At 71.9% G+C, this 14,743-nt stretch carries 14 protein-coding genes and 1 tRNA gene; 6 read left to right on the top strand and 9 right to left on the bottom strand.

Annotation, left to right across the window (positions count from 1 at the left end; all coding sequences use genetic code 11):
• Window positions 1-2: 2 nt before the first annotated feature.
• Window positions 3-1,295, bottom strand: a complete 1,293-nt coding sequence (locus DV701_RS16675; RefSeq protein WP_114929983.1) for an acetyl-CoA C-acetyltransferase — start codon at window positions 1,293-1,295, stop codon at window positions 3-5.
• A 104-nt stretch (window positions 1,296-1,399) separates the two neighbouring features.
• Between DV701_RS16675 and DV701_RS16670 the strand changes: the two genes are divergently transcribed.
• Both DV701_RS16670 and DV701_RS16665 read left to right on the top strand, forming a co-directional pair.
• Window positions 1,400-2,128, top strand: a complete 729-nt coding sequence (locus tag DV701_RS16670; RefSeq protein WP_114929981.1) for a TetR/AcrR family transcriptional regulator — start codon at window positions 1,400-1,402, stop codon at window positions 2,126-2,128.
• A 43-nt stretch (window positions 2,129-2,171) separates the two neighbouring features.
• A complete protein-coding gene (locus DV701_RS16665; RefSeq protein WP_114929979.1) occupies window positions 2,172-4,202 on the top strand; it encodes an acyl-CoA dehydrogenase family protein in 2,031 nt (676 codons plus the stop codon).
• A 374-nt stretch (window positions 4,203-4,576) separates the two neighbouring features.
• On the opposite strand, the gene DV701_RS16660 is transcribed toward DV701_RS16665, so the two are convergent.
• Genes DV701_RS16660 through DV701_RS16650 form a run of 3 tightly spaced genes read right to left on the bottom strand, consistent with a single transcriptional unit; the run spans window position 4,577 to window position 6,776 of the window.
• Entirely contained in the window at window positions 4,577-5,377 is an 801-nt protein-coding gene (locus tag DV701_RS16660; protein WP_114929977.1) for a sulfite exporter TauE/SafE family protein, read from the bottom strand.
• Between the two features lie 17 nt (window positions 5,378-5,394).
• Window positions 5,395-5,994, bottom strand: coding sequence for a DinB family protein (locus DV701_RS16655; RefSeq protein ID WP_114929975.1), 600 nt, complete (start codon window positions 5,992-5,994; stop codon window positions 5,395-5,397).
• On the bottom strand, window positions 5,991-6,776 hold the full coding sequence (locus tag DV701_RS16650; protein ID WP_114929973.1) for an alpha/beta fold hydrolase: 786 nt from the start codon (window positions 6,774-6,776) through the stop codon (window positions 5,991-5,993). Before DV701_RS16650 ends, DV701_RS16655 begins: the two co-directional genes overlap by 4 nt.
• A gap of 62 nt (window positions 6,777-6,838) precedes the next feature.
• Here DV701_RS16650 and DV701_RS16645 point away from each other — a divergent pair, with 62 nt between their 5' ends.
• Window positions 6,839-7,795, top strand: a complete 957-nt coding sequence (locus DV701_RS16645) for a helix-turn-helix transcriptional regulator (RefSeq protein WP_114929971.1) — start codon at window positions 6,839-6,841, stop codon at window positions 7,793-7,795.
• Window positions 7,796-7,918: 123 nt separating this feature from the next.
• Here the strand turns inward: DV701_RS16645 and rocD are convergent, their stop codons facing one another.
• The 5 genes from rocD to DV701_RS16620 all read right to left on the bottom strand — a co-directional run bounded on the left by rocD (window position 7,919) and on the right by DV701_RS16620 (window position 12,336).
• Window positions 7,919-9,142: an ornithine--oxo-acid transaminase gene (rocD, locus tag DV701_RS16640; RefSeq protein WP_114929969.1), complete on the bottom strand. Its 1,224-nt coding sequence runs from the start codon at window positions 9,140-9,142 to the stop codon at window positions 7,919-7,921.
• A 144-nt stretch (window positions 9,143-9,286) separates the two neighbouring features.
• A complete protein-coding gene (locus DV701_RS16635; RefSeq protein WP_162803106.1) occupies window positions 9,287-9,745 on the bottom strand; it encodes a hypothetical protein in 459 nt (152 codons plus the stop codon).
• A gap of 283 nt (window positions 9,746-10,028) precedes the next feature.
• Window positions 10,029-10,358, bottom strand: coding sequence for a hypothetical protein (locus tag DV701_RS16630; protein ID WP_114929965.1), 330 nt, complete (start codon window positions 10,356-10,358; stop codon window positions 10,029-10,031).
• 76 nt (window positions 10,359-10,434) lie between these two features.
• Window positions 10,435-11,775: an MFS transporter gene (locus DV701_RS16625; RefSeq protein ID WP_202863571.1), complete on the bottom strand. Its 1,341-nt coding sequence runs from the start codon at window positions 11,773-11,775 to the stop codon at window positions 10,435-10,437.
• A gap of 63 nt (window positions 11,776-11,838) precedes the next feature.
• Window positions 11,839-12,336, bottom strand: coding sequence for a YajQ family cyclic di-GMP-binding protein (locus DV701_RS16620; protein ID WP_114929961.1), 498 nt, complete (start codon window positions 12,334-12,336; stop codon window positions 11,839-11,841).
• 82 nt (window positions 12,337-12,418) lie between these two features.
• On the opposite strand from DV701_RS16620, the gene DV701_RS16615 reads away from it, so the two are divergent.
• From DV701_RS16615 to DV701_RS16605, 3 genes are all read left to right on the top strand, one after another.
• A tRNA-Tyr gene (locus DV701_RS16615) sits at window positions 12,419-12,501 on the top strand.
• Window positions 12,502-12,668: 167 nt separating this feature from the next.
• The gene (locus DV701_RS16610) at window positions 12,669-13,211 is read left to right on the top strand and encodes an RNA polymerase sigma factor (protein ID WP_114929959.1); all 543 of its coding nucleotides are present in this window, start codon (window positions 12,669-12,671) and stop codon (window positions 13,209-13,211) included.
• 73 nt (window positions 13,212-13,284) lie between these two features.
• Window positions 13,285-14,736 (top strand): hypothetical protein, encoded by a 1,452-nt coding sequence (locus DV701_RS16605; protein WP_114929957.1) that lies wholly within the window; start codon window positions 13,285-13,287, stop codon window positions 14,734-14,736.
• The last annotated feature ends 7 nt before the right edge of the window (window positions 14,737-14,743 follow it).

The following is a 14,743-nucleotide window of genomic DNA, read 5'->3' as shown; positions in this document are numbered from 1 at the left end:
GGTCAGCACCCTTCCAGGATCGCGACGACGCCCTGCCCACCGGCAGCGCAGATGGACACCAGGCCACGGCTGCCCGCGCCCTTCTCGTGCAGGAGTTTAGCCAGCGTCGCCACGATGCGGCCGCCGGTGGCGGCGAACGGGTGGCCGGCGGCGAGCGAGGAGCCGTGCACGTTGAGCTTGCTGCTCTCGATCGACCCCAGCGGCGCGTCCAGGCCCAGCCGGTCGCGGCAGAACTCCTTTGACTCCCACGCCTTCAGGGTGGCCAGCACGGTGGAGGCGAAGGCCTCGTGCAGCTCGTAGTAGTCGAAGTCCTGCAGGGTCAGCCCCTGGCGGGCGAGGAGGCGCGGCACGGCATACGCGGGTGCCATGAGCAGACCCTCGTCGCCGGAGACGTAGTCGACCGCGGCGACCTCCGCGTCCACGAAGCGGGCGAGCGCGGGCAGGTTGCGCTCCTGGGCCCACTCCCGCGAGGAGAGCAGGACGAGCGCGGCGCCGTCGGAGAGGGGTGTGGAGTTGCCGGCGGTCATCGTGGCGCCCTCGCCCTTGCCGAAGACCGGCTGCAGCGTGGCGAGCTTGTCCACCGAGGTGTCCGGACGCAGGCCCTGGTCGCGGGAGAGCCGCAGGAAACCGGTGGCGAGGTCGTCGAAGAAGCCGGAGTCCCAGGCCTGCGCGAGGTGGTGGTGGCTGGCCGCCGCCAGCTCGTCCTGCGCCTCGCGGGTGATGCCCCACTCCTTGGTCGTGCGGGCCTGGTGCTCGCCCATCGACAGCCCGGTGCGGGGCTCGGCGTTGCGGGGCGACTCGGGCGCCAGGTCGCCGGGGCGGATGCCGGCGAGCGCCTTGGCCCGCTGCATCGGCGTCCTGGCGTGGTTGGCCTTGAGCAGCGCCTTGCGCAGCCCCTCGCCGACGGCGATCGGGGCGTCGCTGGCGGAGTCGACGCCGCCGGCGATGCCGGAGTCGAGCTGGCCGAGCTGGATCTTGTTGGCGACCTGGATGACGGTCTCCAGGCCGGTGCCGCAGGCCTGCTGCAGGTCGTAGGCCGGTGTGGTCGGCGCCAGCGCGGATCCGAGGACCGTCTCCCGGGTGAGGTTGAAGTCGCGCGCGTGCTTGAGCACGGCACCGGCGGCCACCTCGCCGACCTGCTGGCCGGCCAGGCCGAAGCGGGCGACCAGGCCGTCGAGCGCGGCGGTGAGCATCGCCTGGTTGGACGCGGCGGCGTACGCCCCGCCGGCCTTGCCGAAGGGGATGCGGTTGCCGCCGACGATCACGGCGTCACGGGGGTTGGGACTGTCGGGCACGCGAGTCTCCTCATCGGTGCGCCCGCCGCGGGGCGGCGGGAGGGGGAAAGGATATCCGGTACCGACTGTAGCCGATACATGACGTACGCGATACCCTGTCGGGCATGACCCCAGCCTCCCGCACCCCGCGCGGCCCGTCGACCGACGGACCCGAGCGCCGCGACGGTGCCCGCGAGATTCCTCGCGGCGGCGTCCGCGACGGTCGCGACATGCGCTGGGAGGCGCACCGTGCCAGGCGCCGCCGGCAGCTGGTCGAGGCTGCGCTGCGGGCGATCCGCCACCGCGGCGCCGGCGTCGGCATGGACGAGATCGCCGCCGAGGGGGCGACGAGCAAGACGGTGCTCTACCGGCACCTGGGCGACCGGGCCGGGCTGCACCGGGCGGTCGTCGCAGCGGTGGACGAGACGATCCTGGCCGACCTCGCCGAGGCGGCGGCCGCCGGCGGCGACGTCGTCGAGCGGATCTCGGCGATGGTCCGCTCCTACCTGGCGCTCGTCGAGCGCGACCCGGAGATCTACCGCTTCGTGGTCAACCGGCCGCTGGAGAGCGGTGAGGCGGGCGAGGCCGGCGACCCCGTCCACGAGATCACCGACCGGATCTCCGAGCAGCTGGCCGCGACGCTGCACGAGCACCTGGTCGCCGCCGGCCGCGCCGACGAGGCCGACGTGCTCTCGCTCGTGTGGGGCCAGGGCATCGTCGGTCTGGTCCGCTCGGTGTCCGACCGCTGGCTCACCGCCCGGGCCAACGGCACCGGCGCCCTGACCGTGGACGAGGTCACCTCGGCCGTCGTGGCGCTCATCGACCCGGCCCTGGCGACCACCGACCACCCCTGACCACCACCCGCGAACGCGAACCCCATACCCGCTGGAGGATCCGATGACCACCGAGAGCCCCACCCACGTGCCCACCCCCGACGCCGACCTGGCGATGCCCGCCGCCGCGACCGACGAGGCCCGGACGCAGCGCACCCGGGAGCGGCTCACCGAGCTCGGTGCCGGGCTGCGGGCCGCGACCGGCGGCCGCTACGGCCCCGTGCGCGACCAGGCCCGCGCCAGCCTGCCCGCCACGATGATGGTGCGCGACCCCGCACAGACCGTGCCCGAGGCGCGCGAGTGGACCCGTCGGGCGCTGCGCGACGTCGTCGAGACCGGGCAGGCCGGCAGCGGCTTCCCCGCGGCGCAGGGCGGGCTCGACGACGTCGGCCGCTCCTGCGTCGACTTCGAGATGATCGCGCACGGCGACCTGTCCTTGACCGTCAAGAACGGCGTCCACTTCGGGCTCTACGGCGGGGCGGTCACGGCGCTGGGGACGCCGCGCCACCACGAGCAGTTCCTCCCGCCGCTGCTGTCCCTGGAGCAGATCGGCTGCTACGCGATGACCGAGTTCGGGCACGGCTCGGACGTGGCCTCGCTGGAGACGACCATCACCTACGACAAGGAGACCGACGAGCTCGTCGTGCACTCCCCCACGCCGTCGGCGACCAAGACCTACATCGGCGCGGCCGCCGAGGACGCACGGATGGCGGCGGTCTACGGCCAGCTCGTCGTGGACGGCACCGGTCACGGGGTGCACGTCGCGCTCGTGCCGGTGCGCGACGAGACCGGGCGGCCCGTGCCGGGGGTGACCCTCGGCGACAACGGGGCCAAGGGCGGGCTGGACGGCGTCGACAACGGCACGATCTCCTTCGACCAGGTGCGGGTGCCGCGCTCGATGCTGCTGGACCGCTACGGCGGGATCGACGACGACGGCACCTACGTCTCGGACATCGAGAGCGACAGCCGGCGCTTCTTCACCATGCTCGGCACCCTGGTCCGCGGGCGCATCTGCGTCGCCGCGGGCGCCGCGGCCTCCTCGCGCAAGGCGCTCTCGATCGCCACGAGGTATGCCGTGCGCCGCCGCCAGTTCGCCGCCCCCGACGGTGCGGACGTGGTGCTGCTGGACTACCTGACCCACCAGCGCAAGCTGATCCCGGCGATCGCCACGGCCTACGCGCACACCTTCGCGGTCAACGAGGTGGTCGAGCGGCTCCAGGAGCTGCACGAGCTGCCGCAGAAGGACCAGGAGGCCCAGCGCGAGCTGGAGACCCGCGCCGCGGGACTCAAGGCGCTCATCACCGCGTTCACCAACGACACCGTCCAGGTCTGCCGCGAGGCGTGCGGCGGCGCGGGCTACATGGCCGAGAACGGTCTGACCGTGCTGCGCGGCGACGCCGACGTCTTCGCCACCTTCGAGGGCGACAACACGGTGCTGCTGCAGCTGGTCGCCAAGGGCCTGCTCACCGGCTACAAGGAGATGTGGGGCGACATGGACACGGCCGCGATGGTCGCGGCCGGGGCCCGGATGCTCGGCCAGCAGGTCCTCGAGGCCACGTCGGTGCGGCCGCTGGTCGACCGGCTCATCTCGGCTGCCGCGCGACGCTCCGAGGACCAGACGCTGCTCGACCGCGGGTGGCACCTGTCGATGTTCACCGACCGGGAGCGCCACGTGCTGGAGACGCTCGCCGGGCGGCTGCGCAAGGCGCAGGGCGACGACGCGTTCGCCACCTTCAACGCCGCGCAGGACCACGTGCTGCTCGCGGCCCGGACCCACATGGACCGGGTCGTGCTCGAGGCCTTCGTCGCCGGGATCGACGCCTGCGAGGAGGGCGCGGTCCGCGAGACGCTGGAGCGGCTGTGCTCGCTCTACGCGCTGAGCTCGATCGAGGCCGACGCCGGCTGGTTCCAGGCCCACAACCGGATGTCCGCCGCGCGCGCCAAGGCGGTCACCGCCCAGATCAACCGGCTGTGCGGCGAGCTGCGACCGGTGGCCGTCGAGCTGGTCGAGGGCATGGGCGTGCCGCAGACCTGGCTCGGCTCGGCGATGCTCGAGGACGTCGAGCGATGGACGCCGGGGGCGCAGGAGGCCTGAGAGCCCTCACCCTCCGTAGAGCACGTCGTCCTCGGGCGAGGCGGGGCAGCGCCGCAGGAGCTCCTCGTCGGGAGCGCCCTCGACGTCGAAGTACGGCATCCAGTCCCGACCCGTGGCCCGGTCGTGCAGCCAGCGCTCCTGGGAGGGTAGGACGCCCAGCAGATGTACCAGGACTCCTTCAGCCGCCTCACCTGCTGGTCCGGGACGAAGGCGACCACCCCTCCCTCCGGGTCGACCTCGACAGGCCATCCACGCTCCTCCCTGCAGGCGCCGACGAGCGCCGACTGCTCCCGCCAGATCCGCATTGCCGGTACGGAACTGCGGTCGCAGCGCCTCCATGGCACAGCAGCCTGAGGCCAAGCCCGCCCGTCCGCTCAGAGCAGGACGGTGCTGGCAGCGGTATAGACGCCCACGAGCAGCAGCATCACGGCGAAGCCGCGCTGCAGCAGGGCCGGGTCGACGTGGCGGCCGACCCGGCCGCCGACCAGGCTGCTGAGTACCGCCGCGACGGTGAAGACGACGATGAGCGACCAGTCGAGGTGCAGATCGGTGCCGAGCCGTCCCAGCACTCCCGTCACCGAGTTGAGGGTGATGACGAGCAGCGAGGTGCCGACCGCGAGCGCCATCGGCATGCCGAGCACCAGCGTGAGCGCCGGGACGATCGCGAAGCCGCCCCCTACCCCGAAGAAGCCGGTGAGCACGCCCGCGGCGCTGGCCACGACGAGGACGAGCACCCCACGCCTCGGATCCACCGAGAACGGTCGCCACGTCAGCCAGCGGTCGGGCTCGCGCTCGTCGGGGTCGGTTCGCTCCTCGGTCCTCGACCGGTGCCACATCACCGAGGCGGTGATCACCAGCAGCACCGCGAAGAGGCCCAGGGTCAGGCGCGGGTCGGCGACGGTCGCTACCCTCGAGCCCAGCAGCGCCCCGCCGGCCCCCAGGACGCCGAAGGCACAACCGTCCACCCAGGCGACGTTGCCGGCCCGGCCGTGCTGGACGACCGAGAAGACCCCGGTCGTGCCGATGATCACCAGGGACGTCGTCGTCGCGACGGCGGGCGGCTGACCGAGGAGGAAGACCAGGGCCGGCACCGAGATGATCCCGCCGCCGGCCCCGAGCGTGCCCATGACGAGGCCGACCACGACCCCGACGACGACCTCGAGCACGACCTCCATCACAGGTCATTGTGCCCTCAGTGCACGGAACCCTCCTGACCGAGGCGGAGCCACAGGTCTCGCAGCAGCGCGACCTCGGCCAGGTGGTGGATCACCTCCCTGTTGACGTGCAGCACCAGGGTCAGCATCGGGTGGTCCTGCCACGGCCCCTCGGCCGGCCCGACGGGGCGGGCCAGCGTCTCGGCGGTCAGCCCGCGCACGCCGGAGCTCCAGGCGTCGTAGGCCGCGTCGAGCTGGGCCAGCGCGTCGTCGGCCGAGCCCGCGTAGACCCAGCTCTGGTAGTCGCAGGGCGGCCCGCCGAAGTGGGCGTGCGCCCGCGCGCCCAGGACGCCGACGATCACGTGCGCGAGGCGCCAGGCGATGGTCGTCACGGGCGCCGGGTCGGGCTCGGGATGGGCCCAGTCGCACAACCAGTCACCCCCGCCGACGCGGAGCGTCACCAGGCCCGGCGCAGCCTCGTCCCGGTGCCGGACGCTGAGGCAGTCGGGGACGGGCTCCCAGAGGTACTCCTCGTCGGTCAGACCCTCCAGGCGTGCCCGTGCCTGGTTGCTCCAGATGAAGTCCAGCTGGTCGACCAGCTGCGGGACGAGGTCTGCAGAGGTGGGTGTCCCGGTCATGAGTCCTCCCCGACGGCAGCCGGGCGGCCCCCGTCGGCGGTCTCCGGCGTGCCCGCCGACGCGATCAGCCCCGCCAGCCGCTCCGGCTCGCTCCACATCGGCCAGTGCCCGGTGGGCAGGTCGACCATCGTCAGGTTGCGGAACTCCTTGAGCCCGGCCAGGAAGGGGACGCCGTGCTCCGCGCCGGAGCGGTACTCGGTGCTCGGGAAGGCGGTCGCCACCAGCGTCATCGGCGCGTCCAGGCGACGCTCGTCGGTCAGGTGCGCGGCGTCCCGCATCGAGCCGGTCGGCTGCGGGACCGCACGCTCCTGGAAGGTCGCGAGCTGCTCCTCGGAGAGCCCGACCATCGAGCCGCCCTCGAGCTCCTCGTCCCACTGCGCCGACAGGGGATACTCGTCGCCCTCGACGTCGACGTTCATCGCGAAGCCGTCGACGACCGGGGCAGTGTCGACCCAGACGACGTGGTCGACGGCGTCAACGTGCCGGTCGAGGGCGACGGTCGCCGGGATGGCCGCGCCGCTGTGCGCGACGAGGACGACCCGGACGCCCTCCGGGGCCGCCGCGATCGCCTCCTCGATCGCGCGGACGTGGTCCTCGAGCGTCACCGACCCGCGGTCGGCATGGTCCGCCTCCAGGCCGGGCAGCGTGAGGGCGACGGCATCGAGACCGCGCTCCCGCAGGTGGGGCAGGACGTCGTCCCAGGCCCAGGCGCCGAGCCAGAAGCCCGGCACGAGCACGACGTGGACGGCAGCGGTGGTCGCGGACGGTGAGGTGTTCTCCATACCTGTCATCGTGGCACCCCATGCGGACAGGAGCGGTCCTCAGACCGTGGGAGGCTGTCCGCATGACCGACACGACCGGGCGCGTCCTGCAGCTGCTCGGGCTGCTGCAGGGCCGCGCGATGTGGACCGGGCCGGAGCTGGCGGAGCGGCTCGGCGTGACGACGCGGAGCGTTCGGCGGGACGTGGAGCGGTTGCGCAGGCTGGGCTACCCGGTGCGGGCGAGCACCGGTGTCGGCGGGGGCTACCAGCTGGGGGCGGGCGGCAAGCTGCCCCCGCTGCTGCTCGACCCGGAGGAGGCGGTCGCGGTCACCGTCAGCCTGCGGCTGGCCGCCGGCGGCTCGGTGAGCGGCGTCGAGGAGTCGGCGCTGCGCGCGCTGGCCAAGCTCGACCAGGTGCTGCCCGCGTCGCTGCGGGGCGAGGTGGACGCGATCAGCCAGGCCGTGGTCGCCGTCGAGGGCGTCAACGTGCCGGTCGACGCGCGGCTGCTCAGCACCGTCGCCCGGGCCTGCCGGGACCGGGTCCTGCTCTACTTCGCCTACCGCGCGCGGGACGGGGCCGCGAGCGAGCGCCGGGTCGAGCCCTACCGGGTCGTGGCGATGGGGCGGCGGTGGTACCTGCTGGCCTTCGACGTCGGCAAGGCCGACTGGCGCTCCTTCCGGCTGGACCGCGTCGAGGTCGGCCGGGTGCACGCCACGACCTTCCGCTTCGCCCCGCGGGAGGCTCCCGACCCGGTCGACTACGTGCGCGACTCGGTGATCCGCTCCCCCTACCGGTATGTCGCGCGCCTGCGGATCCGTGCACCGCTCGACGACATCGCCGCACGGGTCCCGCAGAACGCCGGGACGTTGACCGACCTGGGCGACGGCACGTGCGAGCTGGAGACGGGGGCGGAGACCCTCGACTACCTGGCGATCGAGGCGCTCTGGCTCGGGGTGGACTTCGAGGTGCTGGACCCGCCGGAGCTGCGGGGCAGGGTCCGCGAGCTGGCCGCCCGCCTGCGCTCCGCGGTCGGCGGCTGACCCGGCCGCGGGTGCCCGAAGCAGGACGTCCCGCAGTTCTCGTCACGTGGAAGTCGGGAACGGTGCCGACTCCCACGCTGACGAGACCCACGGGACGGGACTGCTGTGAGGCGTGGGCCGGCGTCAGCCCTCGCGCGCCTCGGTGACGACCTCGGTGAGGGCGTCAGTGATGATCTTCAGCTCGTCGGAGGTGATCGTCAGCGGCGGGGCAAGCCTGATGGTCGAGCCGTGGGTGTCCTTGGCCAGCACACCCTTCTTGGCCAGGCGCTTGCACGCCTCCTTGCCGGTCATCAGGTCGGGGTCGATGTCGACGCCGGCCCAGAGCCCGCGGACGCGGACCTCCTCGACGCCCTGGCCGATGAGAGCCTCGAGCGCCTCGCGGAACTGGCCCTCGAGGGCCGCGGCGTTCTTCTGGTGCTCGCCGGTCGCGAGCAGGTCGCAGACCGCCTTGCCGACCGCGGCGGCCAGCGGGTTGCCGCCGAAGGTCGACCCGTGGGTGCCGGGCGTGATGACGTTCATGACGTCGGCGTCGGCCGCGACAGCGGAGACCGGGACGATGCCGCCGCCGAGCGCCTTGCCCAGCGTGTAGATGTCGGCCTCGACGTCCTCGTACTGGCAGGCAAGGGTCGTGCCCACGCGGCCCAGACCGGCCTGGATCTCGTCGGCGATCATCAGCACGTTCTTGCTCGTGCACAGCTCGCGCAGCCCTGGCAGGAAGCCCTCCTTGGGGATCTTCACGCCCTGCTCGCCCTGGATCGGCTCGACCAGCACCGCGACGGTGTCGTCGGTGATGGCGGCCTCGATCGCGGCCAGGTCGCCGTAGGGCACGGAGGTGAAGCCCGGGGTGTAGGGGCCGTACTCGTCGTGCGCCTCCGGGTCGTCGGAGAAGGAGATGATCGTCGTGGTGCGGCCGTGGAAGTTGCCCTCCATGACGACGATGTGCGCCTGCTCGTCCGTGACGCCCTTGACCTGGTAGCCCCACTTGCGGGCGATCTTCAGGGCCGTCTCCACGGCCTCGGCCCCGGTGTTCATCGGCAGGATCATGTCCTTGCCCACGAGCTCGGCCAGTGCGGCGCAGAAGGGCCCGAGCTGGTCGTTGTGGAAGGCCCGGCTGGTCAGCGTCGACCGGTCGAGCTGGTCCTTGGCGGCCTGCACGAGCGCCGGGTGGCGGTGGCCGAAGTTGAGGGCGGAATAGCCGGAGAGCGCGTCGAGGTAGCGGTTGCCCTCCACGTCCGTCACCCAGATGCCCTCGGCCTCCTCGACCACGACGGGCAGCGGGCTGTAGTTGTGGGCGGCGACCCGGTCCTCGAGGTCGATGTAGTCCTGGTTCGTGGAGAGCTCTGTCATGCGGTCATCCTAGGGTCGCGGGCCGGAGGTACGGCTGGGTGGAGGCGGCGCTCCGTCGCGCCGCAAGGTCATGCATGATCGAGTATAACTATGCGCAGTGGGACATGCAGGTATGCGACGTGCGGCGGTCGGCGACCAGCCGCGCTACGAGGACGGGTAGAGAATCTCCTCCGGCGGTGTGTCGGGGCACCCCTCGGAGATGATGTCCTCCTTCTCCGGCGGGACCACGAGCTCGGGCGCGGTTCTCGGGCTCCACGTCTTGTAACCGGTGGACCGGTACTCGGCGACGAACGCCTCGAACGACGGGGGGTCGGGGGGCTCGAGTCCGTGGGACCGCAGGCATGGCATGTTCGTCTTCACCCGCCAGTCGTACAGCGTCCGGAGCTGCTCGTCGGTATACGGGTCGTAATACTTCTGCTCCAAGGGGTACTTCGCCTCGCAGATGTACGAGGCGAGCTCGACGTCGGCCTCGTGCTCCCGCTCGAACTTGATCCACGGCTGGCCGAACTGGTCGGTCGAGGTGGGGAAGCCCTGCTCCTCCATGCACCCCGGCCAGATCTCGTTGTACTCCGCGCTCGTCACCACCCGGACCACGTCGACCACCGGGGGATCACCGGGGAGGCCCGAGTACTCCCATCTGTCCCTGAGTGCGTCGGCCGCGCTGCCGGGACCCTGGTATCCGCGGGTGCCGTCCTGCGCGGTGGGTAGGTCCTCCCCCGTCTCGACGGACAGGCCCCTGGCGGACCCGCTGGGCGACGCATCTGCAGACGGGCCTGCTCCGCCACTCTCTCCCTGGGCCGAGCGCGAGTCCTCACAGGCCGTGAGGAGCGTCGCGCACACCACCGCTGCCGCGAGGAGCCGTGTCCTTGCCACTGGACGGATGGGGTCAGGGAGCGAGTACCGGACGGGGGGCGCACGTCCGCTGGAAGATCTCGAACGCCTCGTAAGTTGTCTTGTTGGTGGCGCTCCACGTTCCTGTGACATACGGGGACTTCGTCTTGAAGTCGTGGAGCGTCTTCTTCTCCCAGTACACCCCCGTCCCACTCGTCGGGTAGTAGGTGTGTCGGTGCGTGAGGTCGGAGTAGGTGTTTGTGTGCAGGTGCGTGTAGTACTGGCTCGCACAGTTTCCCCCGCTCCGATAGTCGGCTTCCGCTGGGGGCGCCATCCCAACAGCAGTCACAAGCCCTGCGAACAACGAACTCGCGATACGTGCCATGAGAACCTCCTGGGTTCAGGACGCTACATCGCGCCCCCCTAGGTGCCGCTGTGTCCGGGGCAGGATACTCGGAGCCTTACCCGACGTCAAGTACCTCGCCTGCCTGCTCCGGCAGCAGGAGGTATGCCGCGAGCGCGCCGGCTGCGAAGGTTGCACCGAAGACCGCGAAGAGCCCCGCGTCGCCCCACCAACCGAGGACGAAGGGCACCGACAGCGGCGCGATGATGGAGGCCAGTCGGCCGAACCCGGCCGCCGCGCCGGCCCCGGCGCCGCGGATCGACGTCGGGTAGATCTCCGGGGTGATCGCGTAGAGGGCACCCCAGGCGCCGAGGTTGAAGAAGGACAGCGCCATGCCGGACGCGATGAGCTGGCCGACGCCGCCGGCCATCCCGAAGAGCGCCGCGGAGATGGCGGAGCCGACCAGGAAGGTCGCCAAGGTGGCCCTGCGGCCCCAGACCTCGACGAGGAAGGCGGCCACGGCATACCCGGGCAGCTGGGCGAGGGTGATGACCAGGGTGTAGCCGAAGGAGCGCACCATGTCGTAGCCCTGGGCGTGCAGCAGCGTCGGCAGCCAGATGAAGGCGCCGTAGTAGGAGAAGTTGACGCAGAACCAGACCAGCCAGATCCCGGCGGTGCGCACCCGGTAGGCGGGCGACCACAGCTGGCCCGGGGTGCGCGCGGCGGCTGCGGGCAGCGGCGCACTCTCCTGCGGCTCGACGCCGGCCGAGGCCTCGAACCGGCGGACCACGGCCTCGGCCTCCTCGACCCGGCCGCGCCGCTCGAGGAACAGCGGCGACTCCGGCAGTCCCCAGCGGACGACGACGGCGTAGAGGGCCGGGACGAGGCCGAGGGCGAAGGCCCAGCGCCAGCCCGCGTCGGAGACCGGCACCACGAAGTAGCCGATGAGCGCGGCGAGCAGCCAGCCGACGGCCCAGAACGCCTCGAGCACCACGACCATCCGGCCGCGGATGCGCGTCGGCGACATCTCGCTGACGAGCGTGGAGGCCACCGGCAGCTCGGCCCCCAGGCCCAGGCCGACCAGGAAGCGGAGCACGAGCAGCGCGGCGAGGCCGGTGACGAGCGCGGAGGCCCCGGTCGCCACGCCATACACGAGGAGCGTCAGCGCGAAGACCGTGCGCCGGCCGTAGCGGTCCGCGAGCAGCCCGCCGACGGTGGCGCCGATCGCCATGCCGACGAAGCCGACCGACAGCAGCCACGACTGCTCGGTGCGACTCAGGTCCCACTGGGTGGCGACGGCCAGGCCGACGAAGGAGATGAGGCCGACGTCCATGGCGTCCAAGGCCCAGCCGGTCCCCGAGCCGAGCAGCAGGCGCAGGTGCTCACGGGTCAGCGGCAGCCGGCCCATCCGCTCGGGACGGCTGGGGCGGGCGTCGACGGCAACCCTTATGTTCGGCATGAGCATAATGCTAGCGCGGGGTGCCGCGGCGATGGACATGCACCGTCCCGCGGCGCTACCCGGTCACCTGTAGTTGGTGAACTGCAGCGCGACGTCGAGGTCCTTGCCCTTGAGCAGGCGCTGCACCTCCTGCAGGTCGTCGCGCGACTTGGAGGTGACGCGGAGCTCGTCGCCCTGGATGGTCGGCTTGACCCCCTTCGGGCCCTCCTCGCGGATGATCTTGGAGATCTTCTTGGCGTTCTCGCTGGAGATGCCCGACTGCAGGGCGGCCTCGAGCCGGTACTCCTTACCGGAGAGCCTGGGCTCGCCGTCGTTGCTGTAGTCCAGGTGCTTGAGCGAGACGCCGCGCTTGACCAGCTTGGTCTGCAGCACGTCGAGCACCGCCCGGCAGCGCTCCTCGCTGCTGGCGGTCATCCTGATGGTCTCGCCGGAGAGCTCGACGCTGGCGCCGACGTTCTTGAAGTCGTAGCGCTGGCTGATCTCCTTGGCTGCCTGGTTGACGGCGTTGGCGACCTCCTGCTGGTCGACCTTGCTGACGATGTCGAAGGACGAGTCGGCCATGGCGGCATACCTCCAGTTGCTCGGTTCGGACGTGCGCGACAGGACTGTTATCCTTTCATCCGCGCGCCGCGCTGCGCGCACTGGCAGGTTGTCCGAGTGGCCAATGGAAGCGGACTGTAAATCCGCCGGCGTACGCCTACGCAGGTTCGAATCCTGCACCTGCCACCCTCCGACGGGCACCGGGACGATCCTGGTGCCCGTCTCCGCGTCTGCGGCCCCCTCGGGCCCGCACCGTGCCGAAGAGGTGCAACACCAGGACGCCTGCGGACATAGTGAGGTTGTCGGCGCCCCACCCCGGGGCGCCGCCACCAACCAGCGGCAGGAGGGACGGCATGGCGCTTCGTCTGGCGGGCGAGGGTGGGCCGGCGACGGTGACCACCGACGCGCGGGACGCCACCTGGTTCGACGGATTCTTCGCCCAGCACGCCACCTCGGTCCACCGCTACTTCGTCCGGCGTGCCGCGCACGTGGACGTCGAGGACCTCGCGGCCGAGGTGTTCGCCACGGCCTGGCGGCGCCGGGAGAAGATCCCGCACGGCTTCGAGCTGCCCTGGCTCTACAAGACCGCCTCCTACGTGCTGGCCAACCACCGTCGCAAGCCCACCCTGACGCTCCTGTCGGACTACGGCGGCCACGAGGAGGGCAGCGCCTCGCGCAGCGTCGACCCCGCCGATCTGGTGATGACCGACGACGTGGTGCGGCGCGCCCTGTCCAGGCTCAGCACCCGCGACCGGAGCGTCCTGATGCTCCACGCCTGGGAGGACCTGGACGGCGAGGGGCTGGCCGCCGCGCTCGGGCTGACCCGCGGCGGGGCCGCCGCCGCGCTCTCCCGGGCCAGGGCCCGGCTCCGCGAGGCCTGGGACGAGGAGCACTGATGATGTCCGCTCCCCCGCTCCCGCACTCCCGAACGGCACGACTCATCAGCACCACCCGGCAAGGAGGACCATCATGGTCGACCACGACGACGAGGCACTGAACCGGCTGCGGGCCACGGACCCTGCCACCGGCTCCCACCCTGACCTCCACACCCTCCGCAGGCGGATCGCCCAGAAGGCGCCCGCCAGCCAGGCCGACACGGCGACCGCCCTGCACGACGAGATGTTCGCCGGGCCGACCATCCGCGCGCCCTGGATCGCCGCCGCGGCGGTGCTGGCCCTGGGGTTCGGCGCCGGCGGCTACGCCATAGGCGCGCAGCAGGCGTCGCCCGCGGGCGGCACGGTCGCCGCCGGCCAGGGCGAGGAGAGCGCGTCCGACCGGGGGGGCGACAGCGAGGACCCGCTGGTCGGGATCGGCGGCCGCGCCGTGGATGCCGGCCCCGACTCGGCCAGCACCACGATGAATGCCGACTCCGCCGCGGAGTACGCCGGCGGGGACGGGCAGGCCTGGGACCCGGGGCCGGTCCGGCTGGTCGCCGGTGCCGGGCTGCCGACCGGCCACACCACCGGGGAGGTCCGGGCGCTGATGTCGGACGAGGACCCCGACGCCTTCCTCACCGCCTGGGCCGAGCGCCTGTCCTTCGAGGGTCTGCGTCCCACGACGCCGGACGAGCAGGGCTGGTTCGGTGATGACGTCATCTACGACCCGGACGGCGCCCGGATCCTGGCGGCCAACGTCGACGGCACCGGAGGAGCGCTGAACTTCAACTACTCGGACCTGCTCGCCGACCCGTACTGCGCGGACATGTACACCGAGCTGCCGGACGGGGAGATGGAGCAGATGCGCAAGGAGTTCACCGACGCCTTCGGTGCGGACGTGGCGCTGCCCGATGCCTCCCGGTGCAAGGACGTCTCCGGCCCGGCGCCGTCGAAGGACGACGCCATCGCCCAGGCGCGGGACTTCCTGGCCACGACGGGGCTCGACGTCTCGGCCTACGAGCTGCGGGTGCCCGACTACCAGGACGACTCGGTCAACCAGGTCATGGTCGAGGGCTGGCCGGTGGACGGGCCGCGCAACGGTCAGCTCAACGTCAGCGTCACCATCAGCCAGCAGGGTGTGACCAACGCCTACGGCATGCTCGGCGAGATGCGCTCGCTCGGCGACTACGCGCTGATCTCCGCCACCGAGGCGGTCGAGCGCTACGGCCAGCGGGAGTTCGGCATGGAGTACGGCATCACCCTGGACGAGGACGTGGAGAGCTGGGCCACGGACGCGACGACGATGCCGGTCGAGCCCGATTTCACGATGCCCGAGCCCCTCCCGGTGGAGCCCGGCATGAAGATCCCGCTGCTGCTCAAGGAGAAGGTCGTCACCGGCGCCGAGCTGACCCGGGGCACGATCTGGGGCAACACGGGCGGCCCGCTGGAGGTCCCGGCGTGGAAGCTGACCACCGAGGACGGCATGCACTACGCGGTCCTGGCTCTCGCGGACGAGTCGATCGACTGGCAGAGCTGGGGCGACTGACCCGGGA

Source organism: Ornithinimicrobium avium, assembly GCF_003351765.1.
In the GTDB taxonomy this organism is placed as follows: Bacteria; Actinomycetota; Actinomycetes; order Actinomycetales; family Dermatophilaceae; genus Ornithinicoccus; species Ornithinicoccus avius.
Note: the sequence above shows the minus strand (reverse complement) of the source record. Positions and strands in the feature narration are given on the sequence as shown.